Genomic DNA, 18649 nt, shown 5'->3' with positions numbered 1-18649 from the left:
CCTGGGCTCACTTGACGAAGGTATTGAGCTGGATGATCGGCAGCAGCACCGCCAGCACGATCACCATCACCATCGCGCCCATCACCACGATCAGCATCGGCTCCAGGATGGTGGCCATCTGCATCGCACGCCGCTGGACCTCGGCGCCGAGCTGGGTGGCGGCGCGCTGCAGCATCACCGGCAGCTCGCCGGTCTGCTCGCCCAGGCGGGCGAACATCGACAGCAGGCCGGGGAAGCGCTTCTTCGACGACAGCGCCGAGGCCAGCGGCGCGCCTTCGCGGACCTGCACCAGCGCGGCCAGCGCGTCGGCGCGCATGGCGCGGTTGGACAGGGTCTCGGCCGCCGCCTGCAGGGCCTTCAGGATCGGCACGCCCGAGCCCGCCAGCATCGCCAGCGTGCCGGCGAAGCGGGCCGCGTTGTAGCTGCGCGCCAGCCGGCCGACGATGGGCAGCGTCAGCACCATCGCGTCGAGTCGTTCGCGCGTGGCTTCATTGCGCCGCGCCATGACGAGCAGCGCGCCCGCACCGATCAGCGCCAGCAGCAGCGCCCAGCCCCAGTGGCGCAGGAACGCGCTCAGCGCCAGCATCGCGCTGGTCAGGAAGGGCAGGGCCTTCTTGCTGCCGGCGAAGACCTGTGCCACCTGCGGCACCACATAGGTGACCAGGAAGACCACGATCACGATCGCCACCACCGACACGATGGCCGGATACAGCGTCGCGCCCACCAGCCGCGATTTCAGCGCCTGGCGTTCCTCCAGGTCGTCGGCCAGCTTTTCCAGCACGCGGCCGAGCTGCCCGCTCTGCTCGCCGGCGGCGACCACGGCGCGGTAGACATCGTCGAATTCGCGCGGTGCGTTGCCGAGCGCGCTGGCAAACGGCGAGCCGCCATTCACCTCGGCGCGCAGGTGGGCGAGCAGTTCGCGCTGGCGCGGGTCCTCGGCCTCGTCGGCGAGGGCGGTCAGCGCACGCTCCAGCGGCAGGCCGGCGCCGACCAGTCCGGCGAGCTGCCGGGTCCAGATCGCCAGCGTCGTGGCCGAGAACACCCGCCGCCGCATCATCGAGCCGCCGGCCGCCGCGGTGGCCGTCGCTTCCGATTCGACCAGCTGCACGTCCAGCGGCACCAGCGCCCGCGCCCGCAGCTGCGAGCGCACCGCCTTGGCGTTGTCGCCGTCCAGCAGCCCGGTCTGGGTCTTGCCGGCGGCGTCGAGGGCTTCGAATCGGTAGGCGGGCATGGGTTCGGGTGTGGCCTGTCGGGATCAGTCGCGCGTGACGCGCAGCAGTTCTTCCAGCGAGGTGACGCCGGTGGCGACCAGCCGCTCGCCGTCCTCGCGCATCGAGCGCAGGCCGCCGGCGCGGGCCGCGGCGATCAGCTCCGACTCGCTGGCGCGGCTGTGGATGAGCGCGCGCACGGCGTCGTCGACCACCATCAGCTCGTACACCCCCGTGCGGCCCTTGTAGCCGCTGTGGCCGCAGGCCTCGCAGCCGACCGGGTGCCAGCGGCCGTCGTCGCCCTCGCGCTTGCACGCCGGACACAGCTTGCGCACCAGCCGCTGCGCGAGCACGCCCAGCAGCGACGAACTCAGCAGGAAGGGCTCGATCCCCATGTCCGTCAGCCGCGTGACGGCGCTCGGCGCGTCGTTGGTGTGCAGCGTGGCGAGCACGAGGTGGCCGGTCAGCGAGGCCTGGACCGCAATCTGCGCCGTCTCGTGGTCGCGGATCTCGCCGATCATGATGACGTCCGGGTCCTGTCGCAGGATGGCGCGCAGGGCCTTGGCGAAGGTCAGGTCGATCTTGGCGTTGACCTGCGTCTGCCCGATGCCCGCGAGTTCGTACTCCACCGGGTCCTCGACGGTCAGCACATTGGTGGTGCTGGTGTCCAGCTGGCCGAGCGCGGCGTAGAGCGTGGTGGTCTTGCCCGAGCCGGTCGGGCCGGTGACCAGCACGATGCCGTGCGGCTGCTGGATGCGGCTGGAGAAGCGCGTGTAGGTGTCGCCCTGCATGCCCAGACCCTGCAGCGAGAACTTGGCCTCGCCCTTGTCGAGCAGGCGCAGCACCGCGCGCTCGCCATGCACGCCCGGCAGCGTCGAGACGCGCACGTCGATGGCACGGCCGCCGATGCGCAGCGAGATGCGGCCGTCCTGCGGCAGGCGCTTCTCGGCGATGTCCAGCTCGGCCATGATCTTCAGCCGGCTGATCAGCGCGGCGTGCAGGGCCTTGTTCGGCTGCACCACCTCGCGCAGCGTGCCGTCCACGCGGAAGCGCACCGCCGACGAGCGCTCGTACGGCTCGATGTGGATGTCGCTCGCGCCGTCCTTGGCCGCCTGCGTCAGCAGCGCGTTGAGCATGCGGATGATCGGCGCGTCGTTGGCGGCTTCGAGCAGGTCTTCCACTGCGGGCAGGTCCTGCATCATCCGGCTCAGGTCGACCGCGCTTTCCACCTCGCCGACCACCGCCGCGGCGCTGGACTCGCCACCCGCGTAGGCCTGCGCGATGCGCTGGGCGAGGCGCTCGGGGGCTTCGCGCTCGATGGCGTCGATGGCGTGCAGGCGCAGCACCTCGGCCAGCGCGGCGCGGGGTGCCTCGGCGTCTGCCCAGAGAACCAGGCGGTCGCCATCGTCTTCGAGCAGCAGGCGCTGGGCCTTGGCCCAGGCGTAGGGCAGGGGATGGCGCACGGTCAGCGGCTCGGCGAGGAAGCGGACAGGGACGGCGACGACGGTGTCGCGCGCTCGCCGCGGCGCTGCTCGGGCAGCACGGGCGACTCGTTGATGCCCAGCACCGACGAGGGTTTGGGCTGGCCGTCCTGCTGGCGGGCGCGGATCATGTCGTAGCGGTCCAGGGTCAGCGCGTTGGCGTCGTCCTGCGTGCGCATCACGACCGGGCGCAGGAAGACCAGCAGGTTGGTCTTGATGCGCTTGCGGTTCTGCGCCTTGAACAGGTTGCCCACCAGCGGGATGCTGGCCAGTCCGGGCACGCGGTCTTCGCCGTCGGCGTACTCGTCCTTGAGCAGCCCGCCCAGCACCATGATCTGGCCGTCGTCCACCACCACCGAGGTCTCGATCGAGCTTTTCTCGGTCGAGGGGCCGGCGCTGGAGGAGGTCGTGCCGGCGATGACGCTGGAGTTCTCCTGGTAGATCTGCATGCGCACCGTGCCGCTTTCGCCGATCTGCGGCTTGATGCGCAGCGTCAGGCCGACGTCCTTGCGCTCGATGGTCTGGAACGGGTTGGTCGAGCCGGTGCCGGTGCCGGTGTTGGTGAAGCTGCCGGTGATGAAGGGCACGTTCTGGCCGATCACGATCTTGGCCTCCTCGTTGTCGAGGGCGACCAGATTCGGGGTCGACAGGATGTTGGCGCCGGTGCTGCTTTCGAGGAAGCGTGCCAGCGCGCCCAGCGTGTAGACGCCGTTGATGGCCTGGATCAGTCCGACGTTCAGGCCGGCCCCGAGGTTGACTCCCGTGCTGGTGGTCGACTGCGACAGGGTGACGAGGTTGGAGCCGGCGCCGCTGGTCGAGCTGTAGTTGGTGCCGGCCACCACGCCGTACTTGTCGCCGTTCTTGCCCAGCAGGCCCTGCCACTGGAAGCCGAACTCAGCCGCCTGGCTGGCGTCCATCTTGACGATCATCGACTCGACGTAGACCTGCGCGCGGCGGGCATCGAGCTGGTCGATGACGGCGCGCAACTGGCGGTAGACCGGCTCGGGCGCGGTGATGATCAGCGAGTTGGTCGAGGGATCGGCCTGCACGAAGCCCCCCGTGGAAGGGCTGGCCGAGGCGCTGACCGGGCTGGTCGACTGCGTCGATGCGCCGGTGCCCGTCTGGCCGCCGATGGCCGTGGACATGCCGCCTGCGTTGGCGCCGGTGGCGCCGAGCCCCGTGCTGCCGCTGGTGCCCGTGCCGCTGCCTGACGCAGCGCTGCCGCCACCACCGCCATAGGCGGCACGCAGCACGGTGGCCAGCCGGGTCGCGTCGGCGTTCTTCAGGTAGACGACGTAGATGTTGCCGGCCGCCGTGCCGGGCGGGCCGGGCCGGTCGAGCTTGTCGATCACGCCGCGGATGACGGCCAGCCGTGCCGCGTTGGGCGCCCGCACCAGCAGCGAGTTGGTGCGCGGGTCGGCCATGATCGACACGCCGCCGGACATCGCCGCCGGCGCGCCGGGCGTGCCGCCGGCCGAGGAGTCGGCGAAGCGCTGCACCATCGGCGCGAGGTCCGAGGCCGAGCCGTTCTTGATGGGAATCACCTCGACATCCGTGGCCGCGGGCGTGTCCAGCGCCGCGATGATGCGGGCCAGGCGCTGCAGGTTGTCGGCGTAGTCGGTGATGACCAGCGTGTTGTTGCCGGGGTTGGCGTTGATGGTGTTGTTGGGCGTGATCAGCGGGCGCAGCACGGTCACGAGGTTGTTGACGTTCTCGTGCTTGAGCGGAAAGACCTGCGTGAGGATCTGGTCGCCGGTGCGCATGACGTTGCCGACCGAGACGGTGCCGGTCTGCAGCTTGGCCTCGGCCTCGGGCACGACCTTGAGCAGCCCGGCGACATCCACCACCGTGAAGCCCAGCCCGCGCAGCACCGAGAGGTAGTTCAGGAAGGCCTCGCGTTCGGTCAGCGGCTGTTCGCTGTAGAGCGTCATCTGGCCGCGCACCCGGGGGTCGACCAGGATCTGGCGCTTGACGATGGCGGCCATCGCGCGGGACACCGCCTCGATGTCGGCGTTGACGAAGTTCACCGTCACTTTGGCCGTGGCGGGGGTTGCCGCGCGGCGGGATTGCTGCGCCTGCAGCGGCGTGAGGTGGCCGAGGGCCAGGGTGCCGGCCAGCGCCGCGGCGAGCACGCGGCGCGGGGCGGAGGGGCGGGGGCACAGCGTCATGGTCATCCGATCGTGAGCAGGGAGCGCGCGCCTTGGCGCCGTCCGATGATGTTGAGCAGGTTGTTCAGGGCCGGGCGGTCGGCATCCGTCGCGGTGGCTTCGCCGCGCAGGCGCAAGCCGCCCTTGCTCCAGCTGCCCGAGCCGTTGAGCCGCAGGGCGCCGTCGAGGGTGTCCAGCGTCACCATGGCGGTGCCGGCCTGGGCCGGATCGCCACTGAGCGTGACCCGGTAGCTGCCGAGGCGGGGCAGCGTCGACAGGCGGGAGGAGAAGTCGCGCAGTTCCAGCCCCGCGCTGCCGGTCATCGCGAAGCGGCCCTGGGCCCAGCTCAGCGACAGGGCCTGCGTGGTCAGCCGCAGCGCGCCACCGGGGCGCAGCGTGTTCCAGGGTGTGCCCAGCCCGACCAGCCAGGCCGCGGGCCACTGGCCGACCCAGTCGCCCTGTTCCGCCCGGCCGGGCTGCAGCGCCACCTGCACCTGGCCGAAGCCGGGGCGCACCAGCAGCAGCTGTTCGCCGTTGAGGCAGCAGTCGTGCTGCAGACCCAGGCGCAAGGCCATGCCGGACGGGCGCAGGGTCCAGCGGATGCGGCCGGGCAGGGCGCGGGCGTCCCGGCTGCCGGCGCCGGCGCCGAGGATCAGCACCGCATCGCCGGACCAGACCGTGCCCTGCGCGTTGGCCAGCAGCACCCGCTGCTGCGTGGCCGAGGCGACCGCCTGCGCCAGCCAGTGCGCCGGCGCGAACGCGACCAGCGCGACGGTCGCGCCGACGACGGCACCGACCACGGCCCAGCGCCGGCTGGCCCGCGCCTGGGCAACCCAGCCGTGGCCGGGGGGCTTGCGTGCGGCCGTGCCGAAGATCGACGGGTGGGCCGAGGGCTGGTAGGTGGGGCGCCAGGGGCTGCCGTGGAGGGCCATGTGCGGGCTCGAATCCTGTCAGCGCGGGGTCGCGGCGGAGGTGGGCAAGGTCAGCACGACACTGCCGCTGTAGCCATTGCCGGTGCGGCCGAGCTGGGCTTCGATCACACGGACACGGGCGGCAGCGCGGACCTCGGCCAGCCAGCCCATCATCGCGGCCGGCTCGACGCTGGTGAAGGTGACGCTCAGGCGCTCGCCGCTGCGCTGCAGGCGGGCCGTGGCGCCCAGGCGCTCGGTGGCCGATTGCAGGGCCGCGTCGGCCTGCGCCGGATCGACCGGCGGCAGGGCACGCAACTCGCCCGCCTCGGCCGCCAGCCGCTGCATCTGGGCCAGCTGGGCGTCGAGCGCGGCCTGCTGGGCCGGGGCCGTGCGCAAGGTCTTGAGCGCGGGCTGCACGCCGAGGGTCCAGAGCAGGAACACCAGCAGCAGCCCGCCGCCCAGCGTGGCGCCGAGCCGCTCGCGGGGGGCCAGGGCCCGCCAGCGCTGCTGCAGCGGGGCCAGTTGCTGGCGCAGGGCGTCGGACTGCAACAGGGCAGATTTCATCGGGCGGCTCCCGGCGTGGTCGGGCGGCTCAGGGTGACCTGGTTGTCGGTCTGGTCGATCCGCCAGCCGGCAGGCTCCAGCGTGGCTTTCATGCGGCTGATCTCGTCCGCCCCGATGCCGGGTGCGCCCAGTGACAGGCGGCCGTTCTCGTAGCGCAGGACCTGCGGCGGGCGGCCTTCCGGCCAGACGCTGGCGGCGGCCTGCAGCAGCGGCTCCAGATCGGTGTCGCCCGGCCGGCCGGCGCTGGCGCGCAGCAGGTCGTTCTCGCGGGCCATCTGCAGCGGGGCGTCCAGCACGGCGCGCACCTGCGGGTGGGTCGTGCGCAGCAGGTTGGCGACCGCCGTGCGGCGCACCTGCAGTTCGTTGCGCTGCATCCAGGCCCAGGCGTTCAGGCCGGCCAGATTCGCCAGCAGCAGCCCGATCAGCCCGAGCCGCACCGGCCGCCAGCCCGGCGTGAGGAACTGCTTGCCCGCGTCGCGCAGCAGGGCCAGACCGCGGTGGCGCGCAGCCAGCTCGAACTGGCGCAGGTTCCAGCCGCTCTGCGCCGACGCCAGCAGGCGGGCGCCCATGCCGAGCACCTGCACCGGCTGTCCGAGCCAGCGCTCGGCCGGGGCGGCGGCGGCCGGGTCGGCCGTCCACAGTGTGTTGTCGGCCAGCGGCTCGGGCAGCAGGCCGCGCGACAGGCTGCCCTGCAGCGGCCAGGTGCTCACGCCCTGCGCATCGGCCCAGGTCAGCAGCGTCTTCGGCTTGTCGTCGTCATAGGGCACGTGGAAATGGCCGTGGGCCTGCACGTCGGGCCACAGTCCGGGCACGACCCGGTCCACGACCACGCCGACGGTCTCCAGCGCGGCCAGCTCCGCCGTCAGCCACTCGCGGTCGATGGCCGCGACCCAGGTCTCGTCGCCGGGGCGGGCATCCGGGGCCAGACTCAGGTGCAACTGCTCCACGTCGTCGAGCACCTGTTCTTCGAGGATGCCGGCCAGCGCGGCACGCAGCCGGGCGGCCGGCGCCTTCGGGCAGGTCAGGCGGTGAAAGGCGACATCGGCCGGGGCCAGCACGGCAACCACCGCGGTGGCCTTGGGCAGCAGCGATGCGGCGCACTGGCCTTCGGACTGGATCGACTGCCCGTCCGGACTGAGCACGAAGCCCAGCTCGGCCCGGACGCCCGCGCCCGGCGCAGACCCGCGGCTCTGCGGATGCAGCCGGGTGCGGGTGGGCAATTGGATGACGAGCAGGCTCATGGGTGGGGTGGACGTGTTCGGCGGATTGTAGGTGCGGGTCTGCCCATCGCCCGCGCAGCACGGCCGAACCGGGTGACAGTGTTCATTGCTGCAGCGAACTTTCCAGTTCGGCCGGGTCGCGCAGGCGCTGCGTGGACAGCGTGCGCACGTCGCGCCCGTTGCGCTCCAGCAGCGAGCGCTGGGCGACAGTCACCTGGTCCAGCCGCAGCGCGCCGTAGACGATGAAGTAGTTCGAGTTGACGCTGACCCGCCGTGCGTCGGTCAGCGCGCGCTCGCCCAGCACGGTCTTGGCGTCGGCCGGGCTCTTCAGCGGATCCCGCAGCCGCGACTGGACGAGCCGCTCGGCGGTGGCCAGGTCGATGCCCGGCAGCACTGCGGCGATGACCTCCTTGGGCGCCGTGTTGAGGTTGACCGGCGTCTCGCGCGGCAGCAGCACGACATAGGGCTTGAGGCGCCGGACCGTGGCGGCGTCCAGCCCGAGCCAGCCGAGGTCCTCGACCGAGGCGGGCATCAGCGGCAGGGTGGTCGTCGTGGTGCCGGCGTCGGAGGGCGCTTCGGTGGCGCTGCCCGGCGTGGCCCGGCGCAGGGCTTCGGCCAGGCGCGGCGCGACATCGCCGTTCAGCCCCAGGAAGCCGCACAGGCGCTCCAGCGTCTGCAGCTCGCTGCGGCTGACCTTGCCCTGCTGGACGAGGTTGCGCAGGTTGTAGCGCGACTGGGCGTCCACGATGCGGCCCGACAGGAAGGCGTCGGGCGCGTCCTCGGCCATCGAGCGGTCGGCCGCCAGGAAGGTGGACAGCCGGGCCTCGGCCAGCGGCGCGGCCCAGGGCTCGCCGAGGTGGTCGGCGCCGCCTTCGCGGGCGTCTTCGCGCAGGATCATGCGGGTCCAGTCGAGGGCGCCCTGCAGCACCCATTCCGACTGGGTCTGTGCGCGCTCGGCCGCCTCGACCTGCAGCGCGCGCCACTGCTGCCAGACCATGCCCGAGGCGAGCGTCGCCACGACCGTGACGATGATCATCGCCGTCAGCAGCGCGGCGCCACGCTGGCGGGCCGGTGGGGCGCAGGGACGCGTCATGGGGGTCGGTGTCATGGGTGGATGAGCCGCACTTCGCGGGTCAGCGTGCCGTCGGCTGCACCGCCCGGCGCAAACTGCACCACCATCCGCAGTCCGTCCGGCAGCGCGTCGTGGTTGACGGCCACCGGCGGGGCCGCGCTGACCACTCCGTTGCCGATCACGGTGCCGGCGCCCGAGGCCCCCGCGTCCGGCACCGGGGGCGGCGGATCGACCGGGGCTGGCGGCGCAGTCTGGACGACGTCCCCGCTCGACTGCGCGTTGCTCCAGCCATTGCTGCTGGTCAGGAAGACGAAGAGCTGCCACTGCGCGATGTGGTCGAGCATCTGCAGCGTGCCGGGCTCGTTGCCGAGCAGCTGGTAGCTGCGCATCCAGCCGTCCTGCAGGGTGTCCAGCGCGTTCGAGGTCGGTGCGCTCCAGCGGTACAGCTGGCCGCCGCGCAGCGTCCAGGCGACCACCTGCACGCCTTCGGGCTGGCGGCGCGTCAGGCGCAGCGTGGCGCCGTCGAAGTTGAGCCCCGGCACGACCTGGGTGTCGATCACCTCGTGCACGTCGGCCTCCCACTGCGCGAGCACCGTCTGCAGGCGCAGCAGCCGGTCCATGCGGGCCTGGGTCGATTCGCGGCTGCGGGCGATGGCGTCCACGCCCTGCCAGGCCATCGCCGACATCAGCGCCAGGATGAACAGCGCCACCAGCACCTCGATGAGCGTGAAGCCGGCGGAGCGGGACGGGCGGAGGGAACGGGTCGGGCGCATCGGTCCTGGGCGGCTCAGAGACGGGACATCACGGTGGTGTAGAGCAGCAGGTGCTGCCCTTCGGGGTCGAGCATGTGCACGTCGATGCGGCGGAACAGCGGATTGGGCGTCGGGCGCACCGAGACGCGCCCCAGGTAGGTCTGTCCGACCTGCTCGCAGCTGAACTCGCTGTCGCCGACCGGCGGCAGCTGCCGCTCCAGGCGCAGCCGGGTGAGGTAGTTGTCGGCACACCACTGGCCGGCCAGCGTGTCGGCCAGCCGCTGGGTGTTGCCGGTGAGGGCGCCCGCGGCCTTGATGCCGGCGGCCAGCGTGATCGCGACGATCGCCAGTGCCACCAGCACCTCGATCAGCGTCAGCCCCCGCTGGCCCGGCTCACTGCGGCGCGGGTGCATCGGCGATCACGGCAAAGGCGCTCAGGCCATCGGTGGACAGGCTCAGACGCTGGTCGTCGAGCTGCAGGGTCAGCGTCTGCGGCGGGATCACGGGCTCGGGGCCGAGCAGCAGGCCGGACTGGCCCGGCGCCAGCACCACGCCGATCCTGCCCGCCAGGTCGGCGTCGGACCAGCGCTCGGGCAGGCCGCTGTTCTCCGGCAGGCCGGTGAAGTGGAAGTCGGGGCCAGGCTGGTCCGGGCTGTCGTTGGCGGTCTGGCGCGGGCGGCCGGGCACCCAGCGCACCGGGGCACCCAGCGAGCGGGCCTGCACCCGCGCGGTTTCGAGGATGGCCACCAGCCGGGTCGCCTCGCGCTCCAGCCGGGTGCTGGCCGGGTCCGGCAATGCCAGGGTGACGATCGAGCTGGCCAGCGCGATGATCGCCACCACCACCATCAGCTCCAGCAGGGTGAATCCGCGTGCACGGGTCACGGCGTCACTGCCAGGAGCCGATGTCCTCGTCCTTGCCCTCGCCGCCGGCCTGTCCGTCCGCGCCGTAGCTGAACACGTCGATCGGTCCCTTCACGCCGGGGTTGGCGAACTGGTACGGGCGGCCCCAGGGGTCGTTGGGCAGCTTGTCCAGCGTCGGCTTCCAGTTCGGCGGGATCGGGCCGGTGGTCGGCTTGGCGACGAGTGCCTGCAGGCCCTGCTCGCTGGTCGGATAGCGCTGGTTGTCGAGCCGGTAGCGCTTCATGGCTTCCATCAGGCTGTTGACGTCGGTGCGGGCGGCGGTGACCTTGGCCTCGTCGACGCGGTCGAGCACGCTGGGCACGACCAGGGACGCCAGCACGCCGATGATCACCAGCACCACCATCAGCTCGATCAGGGTGAAGCCGCGCTGGGCGGCGTGTCGCAAGGATTTCATGAATGGAGGATCCGAAGTGCACTGAGAGCAGCGGGGCCGTCGATCATAATCCGCCCCCATGGCAGCACGTTGGACAGCATGGTTGGTGTGGGCCGCTCTCGCGGGAAGTCTCGTGTTCTGGGGCTTGCGCCTGTTCGCGCGTCCCGGGGCAGTGCCGCCCCAGGTGCAGACGGTGGCGATCGACCAGGCGGTGCGTGGCGATGTGCTCCGCCTGCTCGGGGCGGTGGCGCCGGTGGGGGATGCCGTGGCACCGCCTCCCGCGGCTGCAGCGCGTTTCAAGCTGGTCGGTGCGGTGGCATCGACGGGCGCCGGGGCGAGTTGGGCGGTGCTGTCGGTCGATGACCTGCCGGCCCGTGTGGTGCGGCTGGGCGCGTCGGTCGATGGGCAGTGGGTGCTGCAGGGCGTCACCGCCAAGGGGGTGAGTCTCGGCCCGCCCGGTGCGCCTGCGCAGCTCACGCTGGATCTGCCGCAGCTGCCGCCGCCCGCCACTGGCACGCTGCCGGCCGCTGTTCCCGTCGGAGCGAGCCCGCCGCCAGCAGCGGCCGTGGGGTTGCCGGGCGTGGTGGCGCCCCAGTTCGCCCCGGGCGTGCCGCCGGTGATGCAGCCTCCGCCACAGCAGGAGCCGGTCCCGGACCAGGCCGGCAGTGTCACGGGCGGTGTGGTCGATCCGAACCAGGCCCGCTGATCGTCAGGGCGTCCGGATGCAGTCCTGGTCGATGTCGGCGGAGGGTGTGGTCTGTTCCGGCTCATCGGATGGCGGCAGCGGCTCGACCGTGTCGACCACCTCGGTCAGCAGGGCGGCAGCGGCCCGCACCAGCGGCCAGCTCAGCGTGATGCCGGTGCCATCCAGGCTTTCCAGCCCCAGCGCGAGCAGGGCGGTGCTCTCGAAGCCGGCCAGCGCCGTGTCGAGGCCGTGGTGGTCGGTGCTGCGGCAGAACAGGCAGTAGTCGATCACCGGACCGGCGATGTGGGTGGCGATGAGCAGTGCGGCGCAGGCCGGCAGCCCGTCGACGAGGATCAGGTGCCGCTGCTCGGCCGCCTTGAGCATCGCGCCGACCATCATCGCCATCTCGAATCCGCCAAAGGTTGCCAGTGCCTGCACGGGGTCCTCGATCGGGCCGTGCCGGTTCAGTGCGGTCTGCAGCACGGCGAGGGTGTGCTCCAGCTCCTCGCGGCGCATCTTCGGCCCAGCGTAGACCAGATCGTGCAGGGGGCGCCCGGTGACCCGCGCGATGACCAGTGCCGCGGATTCGCGCGCGCCCACCCCGATTGCCGCGCAGCCCAGCACATTGCCCGGCAGCGCCTGCGCGATTTCCATGCCGGCGCGGATGGCCGAATTCACCTGGTCCAGCGACATGGCCGCCGTCAGCCGGCTGTTGCGCGTGCCGTGGGCAATCTTGCGGGAGATCACCCCCGGTCCGATCGGCAGCGGGGTGGCCAGACCGGCATCGACCACGCTCACGCTCAGGCCCTGCTGGTGCGCGAACAGGGGCAGCGGCACCCGGTTCTCCAGCACGTCATGCACCATCGAGGTGGTGCTGAGGTGCTGGGGCGGGTTGAGATCGACGGCGATGCCATGGTCGCCGACGAAGAGCAGCAGCTGCGGCTGGCGCAGCCGCGGACGCAGCGCGTGCTGCAGCAGGCCGATGCGCATGGCCAGCGGCAGCAGCTCGCCCAGGTGTCCCGCCGTGCTGACCCGGCGCCGCAGCTTGAACTGCAGGGCCTCTTCCAGAGCGGGGTGGGCAGTCGGCGGAATCAGGGGCGTGGAGTCAGGGCGCATGGCCCCGGATTGTGCGCGTGCACGTCTGGCCGACCGGTCCGGTCCGGGGCATTTCAGTGCATTTCCGCGCGGTCAATCTGCACACCCCACGCAGGCAGGGGGGGGCTGCACAGCAGGCTGGTTCAGCGCAGGAACAAGCGGTAGACGGGGTTGTCCGTCTCGTCGACGCAGGGGTAGGCCAGCGTGTCGAGGAACTGCTGGAAGGCCGAGCCGTCCGCGTCGGGCACCTGGATGCCGACGAGGATGCGGCCGTAGTCGGCACCCTGGTTCCGGTAGTGGAACAGGCTGATGTTCCAGTCCGGGTGCATCGACGAGAGGAAGCGCATCAGCGCCCCCGGCCGCTCCGGGAACACGAAGCGGAACAGCCGCTCGTTGACCGCCAGATCCGAGCGTCCGCCGACGAGGTGGCGCAGGTGCGCCTTGGCGAGTTCGTCGTGGGTCAGGTCCAGGGCGGCGAAGCCTTGCGTGGCGAACAGGTCGCCGATCTGCGCCGACTCGCCGCGCCGGCTGGTGCTCAGGCCGACGAAAATGTGGGCGCGGCGCTCGTCGCTGATGCGGTAGTTGAACTCGGTGACGCTGCGCGGGCCGATCAGCTCGCAGAAGCGCTTGAACGAGCCGCGCTCCTCGGGGATCGTCACCGCGAACAGCGCCTCGCGTTCTTCGCCCACATCCGCCCGCTCGGCGACGAAGCGCAGGCGGTCGAAGTTCATGTTGGCGCCGCAGGTGATCGCCACGAAGGTCTTGCCGGTGCAGCCTTCGCGGGCCACGTACTGCTTCACCGCCGCGACCGACAGCGCGCCCGACGGCTCCAGGATCGCGCGGGTGTCCTGGAACACGTCCTTCATCGCCGCGCAGACCGCGTCGGTGTCCACCACGATGAACTCGTCCACCAGCTCGCGGGCGACGCGGAAGGTCTCCTCGCCGACGAACTTCACCGCGGTGCCGTCGGCGAACAGGCCGACGTCGTTCAGGCGGACCCGGTGGCCGGCGCGCACCGACTGCAGCATCGCGTCGGAATCGACGGTCTGCACGCCGATCACCCGGATCTCCGGCCGCACGGCCTTGAGATAGGCCGCAACCCCCGAGATCAGCCCGCCACCGCCGATGGCGACGAACACGGCGTCGATCGGCCCCTGGTGCTGGCGCAGGATCTCCATGCCGATCGTGCCCTGACCGGCGATGACCAGCGGATCGTCGAAGGGGTGGACGAAGGTGAGGCCCTCGACCTCGGCGAGCTGCATCGCGTGGTCGTAGGCGTCGTTGTAGCTTTCGCCGACCAGCACGACCTCGCCGCCGAGCGCCCGCACGGCATCGACCTTCACCCGGGGTGTCGTCTCCGGCATCACGATCACGGCGCGGCAGCCCAGGCGCTTGCTGCCGAGTGCGACACCCTGCGCGTGGTTGCCAGCGGACGCGCAGATGACGCCACGGGCGAGCTGCTCCGCGGTCAAATGCGCCATCTTGTTGTAGGCACCGCGCAGCTTGAAGCTGAACACGGGCTGGTTGTCCTCGCGTTTCAGCAGGACCTGGTTGCCCAGGCGCGCCGAGAGGCTGCGGGCGGGGTCCAGCTCGGTCTCGCGCGCCACGTCGTAGACCTTGGCCGTGAGGATGCGTTGGAGGTAGCTGGTCAGCAGGGTCTGGCGCTCGGAGGGCATCATGGAACTCGCAGTGACGGAACTCGGTGACGAAAAAAAGCCCGAGGTTTTCACCTCGGGCTCAATCCACCTTTGGAGGAGGGTGGAGGAGACAACCGTTGCTTGGGAGTGCCTGATGTTGGAAAAGTTCTAGGTGGCAATCCCGATTGCTTGTTCGAAAGTGTACCAAAGCGAATGCTGCGATGCAACGAAGGGGGCTGGGTCATTTCTGCGTCAGCAAGTCACAATCCAGGCTTGTTCTTCTGGATTCCTCGCGTCATGGACTGCACGATCAATTGGATGCCGGCTTCCGGCATGGCGTTTTCGGCCGAAACCGGCAGTGGCCACCTGCTGATGATGGACGGCGCGCCAGAGGGTGGTGGCCGCAATCTGGCCCCCCGGCCGATGGAAACCCTGCTCGCCGGTGCAGGCGCCTGCACGGCCTACGACGTGGTGCTGATCCTCAAGCGCGGCCGGCAGCAGGTGCAGGGCTGTCAGGTCAAGGTCCATGCAGACCGGGCCGAGACCGAGCCCAAGGTGTTCACCCGCATCGTGATGCAGTTCATCGTCAGTGGCGTGAAGCTGTCGGAGCCGGCGGTGCGCCGTGCGGTGCAGATGTCCTATGACAAGTACTGCTCCGCAACGGCAATGCTGGCGAAGACCGCCGAGATCGAGTTGCAGGTCGAGGTGGTCGACACGTCGGCTCCGGCCGCAGCCTGAGCCGGGACTCGGCAGCCGGAGCCGGTCAGATGCGGTGTGCGGTGGTCGTCATGACCTTCGCCGCCGCACGCATCAGCCAGCGGACCGGCAGGGGCGGGCGCACGCCACCCGCCTGCTGCGCGGCCTCGGCATGCCGGATCTCGTCATCGCGCATCTGCGTGACGATGGCCCTGGACGCGAGGTCGGCCGCGGGCAGGCGCGCCAGATGGCTGTCGAGATGGGCCTCCACCTGCCGCTCGGTCTCGATGACGAAGCCGAGACTGCTGCGATCGCCGAGTCGCGCGGCGACCGTGCCGATGGCGAACGCACCCGCGTACCACAGCGGATTGAGCAGCGAGGGCCGGTCTCCGAGTTCGCGCAGGCGCTGTTCGGTCCAGGCGAGGTGGTCGGACTCTTCCTGGGAGGCGGCCTCCAGATGCGCGCGCAGACCTGCGTCGCGCGTGGCGAGTGCCTGGGCGGTGTAGAGCGCCTGGGCACACACCTCGCCGACATGGTCGACCCGGATCAGGGCCCCTGACAGGCGGCGCTCCGCCTCGTCGAGTTCGGGTGGCGGGACGCTGGGTGCGGCTTCCGGGCGCGGGGCCGGACGCTGGGCGTGGTGATGCCCCCAGATGGTGCGCAAACTCTGGTCCGCCACGGACAAGAGGCGGTCAATGGGCGTGATCGTTCTCATGGTGAACGAGTTTAGACGGCCTCCAGACGCCGCTCTGCCAGACCGGATCAATCTCGATTCCACTGAAATGGTGTGTCCGGCGACATCGTTGTGTCATATTGGATCGAGGATCTGATGGCTTGTTGCACCCTGACAACGGCGATGTGCCTATTCACGAAGTCCCGCTTGGCAATGGATGAACCGGTCTGGTGCAATAGTGGCAGCTTCCGCTGAGGAGGTCGGCCTGTCCGGGCAGTGTCGTGAGACGACACCTCGCGCTGCAGGACCCTCTAGTTCAACCTAGGAGATATTTGCATGAAGAAGTCTCTGCTCGCTCTCGCCGTTCTGGGCGCATTCGCTGGTGCCGCTTCGGCTCAATCGTCGGTCACGCTGTACGGCAAGGTTGACCTGGGTGTCGGCAAGGCCGCAGGCACCAAAGACAAGACTGTCATGGACGGTTCGGGTAGCCGCGTTGGCCTGAAGGGCTCGGAAGATCTGGGCGGTGGCATGAAGGCTCTGTTCGGCTTCGAACACCGCTTCAACCCGGACACTGGTACCCAAAACGGTGCAGCATTCTGGCAAGGCTACTCGACCGTTGGTATTGGCGGCGCTTTTGGCACGGTGAACCTGGGTCGCCAGTACACCTCGGCGTTCTCGCTGGCACAAAACGTGTTCGACCCGTTCGGTGGTGACTCGGAAGGCCGTCTGCGTGCTCTCAGCCTGACGCCTTCGACCCGTCTGACCACGGATGCGGCAACGGCAGCAGCCACCGGCGCAGCCAAGATCCGTACGCAAGACTCGATCCGTTACGATGGAACTTTCGCTGGTCTGAAGATCGCTGCAGACATTGCTGAAGGTACCGCGACGACCAAGCGTCCGTACTCGCTGGCTGCTCAGTACGCTGTCGGCCCTGTGATGGTTGCTGCCAGCTACGAGAACCCGGGTGCCGCCAAGGACAACCTGACCACCGCAGGCGTTGCGTACACCTTTGGCCCGGCCAAGTTGGCCGCTGCCATGAGCACTGGCAAGGACGCCGACGGTGAGAAGATCCGCGGCTATCTGCTGGGTGCAACGGTCAATGTCGGTCCTGCTGGGCAAGTGCTGGCTGGCTACGCGCAACTCAAGGAAGGCACCGCGACGCCGGCTAAGAAGGCATCGGTTGGCTATCGCCACAACCTGTCGAAGCGTACGCAACTGTATGCTGACTTCAGCCGTGTCAACGAGCCCGCTCTGTCGCTCAACGCCAGTACTGGGCGTAACACTTCGGAAAAGAACGCCTACGACTTCGGCGTCCTGCACGCGTTCTGATCTTGGCGCCTGCGCAAGCAGGTGTTTCGATCTCACGTCAAAAAGCCACCTTCGGGTGGCTTTTTTCATGGAAGTCTGCATGAATCGGATTTTTCACATCTCTGCTGCGGCCGTGGCGGCACTGCTGTGCGGCTGTGTCACTGTCTCGACGCCCGACCCCGTGACAGCCCCGGGTGGAATCTGGTCCGCGCAGCACCTGCCCGGCAAACGCACCACCGACTACACGCCTGCGCTGCGTGCCGGGCACCGCTGCACCCAGGCCCGTGCCAACCGCTCGGCCAGCCTGTGGCGCCGCAGCCTGAGACTGGAGCCGGCGGCGTGGCGCAAGCTGCAGTTTTCCTGGTGGGTCGACACGCTCAGTCCTGGGGCCACGGTGGCGGAGGTCGACCGTGACGATGCCGCAGCCCGGCTGGTGCTGGCGTTCGATGGCGACACGGCGCGCCTGTCGGCGCGCAACCAGATGCTGTTCGAACTGGCCCACACGCTCACCGGCGAGCCGCCACCCTATGCCACCCTGATGTATGTCTGGGACGCCGCGGCGCCGATCGGCACCATCATCACCAGCGGTCGATCCGACCGGATCCGCAAGATCGTTGTCGAGTCCGGCCCCACGCGCCTGCGCCACTGGCAGCACTACGAGCGCGATGCGCAAGCCGATTTCCTGGCCGCCTTCGGTGAAGCGCCGGGTGCGCTGATCGGCATGGCCTTCATGACCGACGCCGACAACACCCAGAGCCGGGCTGAAGCCTGCTACGGTCCGGCCAGCCTGCGTTGAGTGCTGGTTTTCGCGAGCTTTCATTGCTTGCAATTCAGCGACGGCGCTGGCACTGTGGCGGGGTGCCCGCCTGCTGCTTCCTCTCCCGTACCGTTCCGCGTCGATGACCGTTTTCCTTCTTCGCCGTCTGGCCCAGGGTGCACTGGTGATGCTCTCCGTGGCACTCATCGCATTCATGCTGTTCCGGTATGTGGGTGATCCCGTCGTTTCCATGGTGGGTCAGGACGCCACGCCCGAGCAGCGCGCCCAGTTGCGGGCCGACCTCGGGCTGGACCAGGCCTTTCCCGTGCAGTTCGCCCGCTTTGTCGGGCAGGCGGTGCAGGGCGAGTTCGGGCTGAGCCTGCGCCAGGGCCGCAAGGTCTCGGCCCTCATCCTGGAGCGCCTGCCGGCCACGCTGGAACTGGCCCTGGTCGCCGCGGTCCTGGCCCTGGTGATCGGGATTCCGATGGGGGTCTACGCTGCGCTGCGCCGTGGTCGCTGGTCTGCCCAGGCGCTGATGCTGTTTTCGCTGCTGGGCGTGTCGCTGCCGACGTTCCTCATCGGCATTCTGCTGATCCTGGTGTTCGCTGTCTGGCTGAACTGGCTGCCGAGCTTCGGGCGGGGGGAACTGGTCGCGCTGGGCCACTGGCAGACCGGCCTGCTCACGCTCGATGGCTGGCGCCATCTGCTGCTGCCGGCCACCACGCTGTCGATCTTCCAGCTCACGCTGATCATGCGACTGGTGCGGGCGGAGATGCTGGAGGTGTTGCGCACCGACTACATCCGCTTCGCCCGCGCCCGGGGCCTGAGCGACCGGGTGGTGCATTTTCGCCACGCTCTGAAGAACACCCTGGTTCCTGTCATCACCATCACCGGGCTGCAACTGGGCTCGCTGATTGCTTTTGCCATCATCACCGAGACGGTGTTCCAGTGGCCCGGCATGGGCCTGCTGTTCATCCAGGCGGTGCAGTTCGCGGACATCCCGGTGATGGCCGCCTACCTGTGCCTGATCGCGCTGATCTTCGTGCTGATCAACATGGTGGTGGATCTCTTGTATGTGACGGTCGATCCGCGGCTGCGGGTGGCGACGACGCCGACAGCGCGTTGAGTCGATGCCGCGGCGACCGGTCT

Annotated in this window: 19 protein-coding genes; 5 read left to right on the top strand and 14 right to left on the bottom strand. The window is 70.0% G+C overall.

The genetic code is table 11. From position 1 onward, the window contains the following. Nucleotides 1–7: 7 nt before the first annotated feature. The 11 genes from gspF to gspG all read right to left on the bottom strand — a co-directional run bounded on the left by gspF (nt 8) and on the right by gspG (nt 10670). On the bottom strand, nt 8–1231 hold the full coding sequence (gene gspF, locus BDD16_RS03410; protein ID WP_179632648.1) for a type II secretion system inner membrane protein GspF: 1224 nt from the start codon (nt 1229–1231) through the stop codon (nt 8–10). A 24-nt stretch (nt 1232–1255) separates the two neighbouring features. Next, nucleotides 1256–2671, bottom strand: a complete 1416-nt coding sequence (gene gspE, locus BDD16_RS03405; RefSeq protein WP_179632647.1) for a type II secretion system ATPase GspE — start codon at nt 2669–2671, stop codon at nt 1256–1258. Between the two features lie 2 nt (nt 2672–2673). Further along, nucleotides 2674–4857, bottom strand: coding sequence for a type II secretion system secretin GspD (gene gspD / locus BDD16_RS03400; RefSeq protein ID WP_179632646.1), 2184 nt, complete (start codon nt 4855–4857; stop codon nt 2674–2676). A gap of 2 nt (nt 4858–4859) precedes the next feature. Then, nucleotides 4860–5768, bottom strand: a complete 909-nt coding sequence (gene gspN, locus BDD16_RS03395) for a type II secretion system protein N (protein WP_179632645.1) — start codon at nt 5766–5768, stop codon at nt 4860–4862. A gap of 18 nt (nt 5769–5786) precedes the next feature. Continuing rightward, nucleotides 5787–6311: a type II secretion system protein GspM gene (gene gspM / locus BDD16_RS03390; RefSeq protein WP_179632644.1), complete on the bottom strand. Its 525-nt coding sequence runs from the start codon at nt 6309–6311 to the stop codon at nt 5787–5789. Next, nucleotides 6308–7552 carry a type II secretion system protein GspL gene (gene gspL, locus BDD16_RS03385; RefSeq protein WP_179632643.1) on the bottom strand — a complete coding sequence of 415 codons (1245 nt, stop codon included), beginning with the start codon at nt 7550–7552 and terminating at the stop codon, nt 6308–6310. The genes gspM and gspL overlap by 4 nt, the downstream gene beginning before the upstream one ends. Nucleotides 7553–7634: 82 nt before the next feature. After that, nucleotides 7635–8624 (bottom strand): type II secretion system minor pseudopilin GspK, encoded by a 990-nt coding sequence (gene gspK, locus BDD16_RS03380; protein ID WP_179632642.1) that lies wholly within the window; start codon nt 8622–8624, stop codon nt 7635–7637. Between the two features lie 11 nt (nt 8625–8635). Further along, entirely contained in the window at nt 8636–9376 is a 741-nt protein-coding gene (locus tag BDD16_RS03375) for a PulJ/GspJ family protein (RefSeq protein ID WP_179632641.1), read from the bottom strand. A 14-nt stretch (nt 9377–9390) separates the two neighbouring features. Beyond that, the gene (gene gspI, locus BDD16_RS03370) at nt 9391–9768 is read right to left on the bottom strand and encodes a type II secretion system minor pseudopilin GspI (RefSeq protein WP_179632640.1); all 378 of its coding nucleotides are present in this window, start codon (nt 9766–9768) and stop codon (nt 9391–9393) included. Continuing rightward, nucleotides 9749–10237, bottom strand: a complete 489-nt coding sequence (locus tag BDD16_RS03365) for a pilus assembly FimT family protein (protein WP_310732868.1) — start codon at nt 10235–10237, stop codon at nt 9749–9751. The genes gspI and BDD16_RS03365 overlap by 20 nt, the downstream gene beginning before the upstream one ends. A 4-nt stretch (nt 10238–10241) precedes the next feature. Further along, entirely contained in the window at nt 10242–10670 is a 429-nt protein-coding gene (gene gspG, locus BDD16_RS03360; RefSeq protein ID WP_179632639.1) for a type II secretion system major pseudopilin GspG, read from the bottom strand. Between the two features lie 112 nt (nt 10671–10782). Here gspG and BDD16_RS03355 point away from each other — a divergent pair, with 112 nt between their 5' ends. Beyond that, complete coding sequence (locus tag BDD16_RS03355) at nt 10783–11355, top strand: hypothetical protein (protein WP_179632638.1); 573 nt, start codon at nt 10783–10785, stop codon at nt 11353–11355. 3 nt (nt 11356–11358) lie between these two features. Here BDD16_RS03355 and BDD16_RS03350 read toward each other — a convergent pair whose 3' ends face one another. Together BDD16_RS03350 and ilvA are read right to left on the bottom strand one after the other, a co-directional pair. After that, entirely contained in the window at nt 11359–12450 is a 1092-nt protein-coding gene (locus BDD16_RS03350; protein ID WP_179632637.1) for a nicotinate-nucleotide--dimethylbenzimidazole phosphoribosyltransferase, read from the bottom strand. A gap of 122 nt (nt 12451–12572) precedes the next feature. Beyond that, on the bottom strand, nt 12573–14105 hold the full coding sequence (gene ilvA, locus BDD16_RS03345) for a threonine ammonia-lyase, biosynthetic (protein ID WP_246332454.1): 1533 nt from the start codon (nt 14103–14105) through the stop codon (nt 12573–12575). A gap of 258 nt (nt 14106–14363) precedes the next feature. Here ilvA and BDD16_RS03340 point away from each other — a divergent pair, with 258 nt between their 5' ends. Continuing rightward, on the top strand, nt 14364–14804 hold the full coding sequence (locus BDD16_RS03340; protein ID WP_179632635.1) for an OsmC family protein: 441 nt from the start codon (nt 14364–14366) through the stop codon (nt 14802–14804). 25 nt (nt 14805–14829) lie between these two features. On the opposite strand, the gene coq7 is transcribed toward BDD16_RS03340, so the two are convergent. Continuing rightward, nucleotides 14830–15477, bottom strand: a complete 648-nt coding sequence (gene coq7 / locus BDD16_RS03335; protein ID WP_179632634.1) for a 2-polyprenyl-3-methyl-6-methoxy-1,4-benzoquinone monooxygenase — start codon at nt 15475–15477, stop codon at nt 14830–14832. 294 nt (nt 15478–15771) lie between these two features. Here coq7 and BDD16_RS03330 point away from each other — a divergent pair, with 294 nt between their 5' ends. The 3 genes from BDD16_RS03330 to BDD16_RS03320 all read left to right on the top strand — a co-directional run bounded on the left by BDD16_RS03330 (nt 15772) and on the right by BDD16_RS03320 (nt 18626). Further along, on the top strand, nt 15772–16764 hold the full coding sequence (locus tag BDD16_RS03330; RefSeq protein ID WP_179632633.1) for a porin: 993 nt from the start codon (nt 15772–15774) through the stop codon (nt 16762–16764). Nucleotides 16765–16843: 79 nt separating this feature from the next. Then, entirely contained in the window at nt 16844–17539 is a 696-nt protein-coding gene (locus BDD16_RS03325) for a DUF3047 domain-containing protein (protein WP_179632632.1), read from the top strand. Between the two features lie 103 nt (nt 17540–17642). Next, nucleotides 17643–18626 (top strand): ABC transporter permease, encoded by a 984-nt coding sequence (locus BDD16_RS03320; RefSeq protein WP_179632631.1) that lies wholly within the window; start codon nt 17643–17645, stop codon nt 18624–18626. Nucleotides 18627–18649: the final 23 nt, after the last annotated feature.

This window comes from Sphaerotilus montanus, from assembly GCF_013410775.1.
Lineage (GTDB): Bacteria > Pseudomonadota > Gammaproteobacteria > Burkholderiales > Burkholderiaceae_C > Sphaerotilus > Sphaerotilus montanus.
The sequence above is the reverse complement of the archived record's forward strand: the minus strand, read 5'-3'. Positions and strand labels throughout refer to the sequence as shown.

Excerpts from the sequence above, each read along its gene's own strand:
- gspF (WP_179632648.1), bottom strand. The coding sequence starts at position 1,231 with ATGCCCGCCTACCGATTCGAAGCCCTCGACGCCGCCGGCAAGACCCAG.
- gspD (WP_179632646.1), bottom strand. The coding sequence starts at position 4,857 with ATGACGCTGTGCCCCCGCCCCTCCGCCCCGCGCCGCGTGCTCGCCGCG.
- gspN (WP_179632645.1), bottom strand. The coding sequence starts at position 5,768 with ATGGCCCTCCACGGCAGCCCCTGGCGCCCCACCTACCAGCCCTCGGCC.
- gspM (WP_179632644.1), bottom strand. The coding sequence starts at position 6,311 with ATGAAATCTGCCCTGTTGCAGTCCGACGCCCTGCGCCAGCAACTGGCC.
- gspL (WP_179632643.1), bottom strand. The coding sequence starts at position 7,552 with ATGAGCCTGCTCGTCATCCAATTGCCCACCCGCACCCGGCTGCATCCG.
- gspK (WP_179632642.1), bottom strand. The coding sequence starts at position 8,624 with ATGACGCGTCCCTGCGCCCCACCGGCCCGCCAGCGTGGCGCCGCGCTG.
- BDD16_RS03375 (WP_179632641.1), bottom strand. The coding sequence starts at position 9,376 with ATGCGCCCGACCCGTTCCCTCCGCCCGTCCCGCTCCGCCGGCTTCACG.
- gspI (WP_179632640.1), bottom strand. The coding sequence starts at position 9,768 with ATGCACCCGCGCCGCAGTGAGCCGGGCCAGCGGGGGCTGACGCTGATC.
- gspG (WP_179632639.1), bottom strand. The coding sequence starts at position 10,670 with ATGAAATCCTTGCGACACGCCGCCCAGCGCGGCTTCACCCTGATCGAG.
- BDD16_RS03350 (WP_179632637.1), bottom strand. The coding sequence starts at position 12,450 with ATGCGCCCTGACTCCACGCCCCTGATTCCGCCGACTGCCCACCCCGCT.
- ilvA (WP_246332454.1), bottom strand. The coding sequence starts at position 14,105 with ATGCCCTCCGAGCGCCAGACCCTGCTGACCAGCTACCTCCAACGCATC.
- BDD16_RS03340 (WP_179632635.1), top strand. The coding sequence starts at position 14,364 with ATGGACTGCACGATCAATTGGATGCCGGCTTCCGGCATGGCGTTTTCG.
- coq7 (WP_179632634.1), bottom strand. The coding sequence starts at position 15,477 with ATGAGAACGATCACGCCCATTGACCGCCTCTTGTCCGTGGCGGACCAG.
- BDD16_RS03330 (WP_179632633.1), top strand. The coding sequence starts at position 15,772 with ATGAAGAAGTCTCTGCTCGCTCTCGCCGTTCTGGGCGCATTCGCTGGT.
- BDD16_RS03325 (WP_179632632.1), top strand. The coding sequence starts at position 16,844 with ATGAATCGGATTTTTCACATCTCTGCTGCGGCCGTGGCGGCACTGCTG.
- BDD16_RS03320 (WP_179632631.1), top strand. The coding sequence starts at position 17,643 with ATGACCGTTTTCCTTCTTCGCCGTCTGGCCCAGGGTGCACTGGTGATG.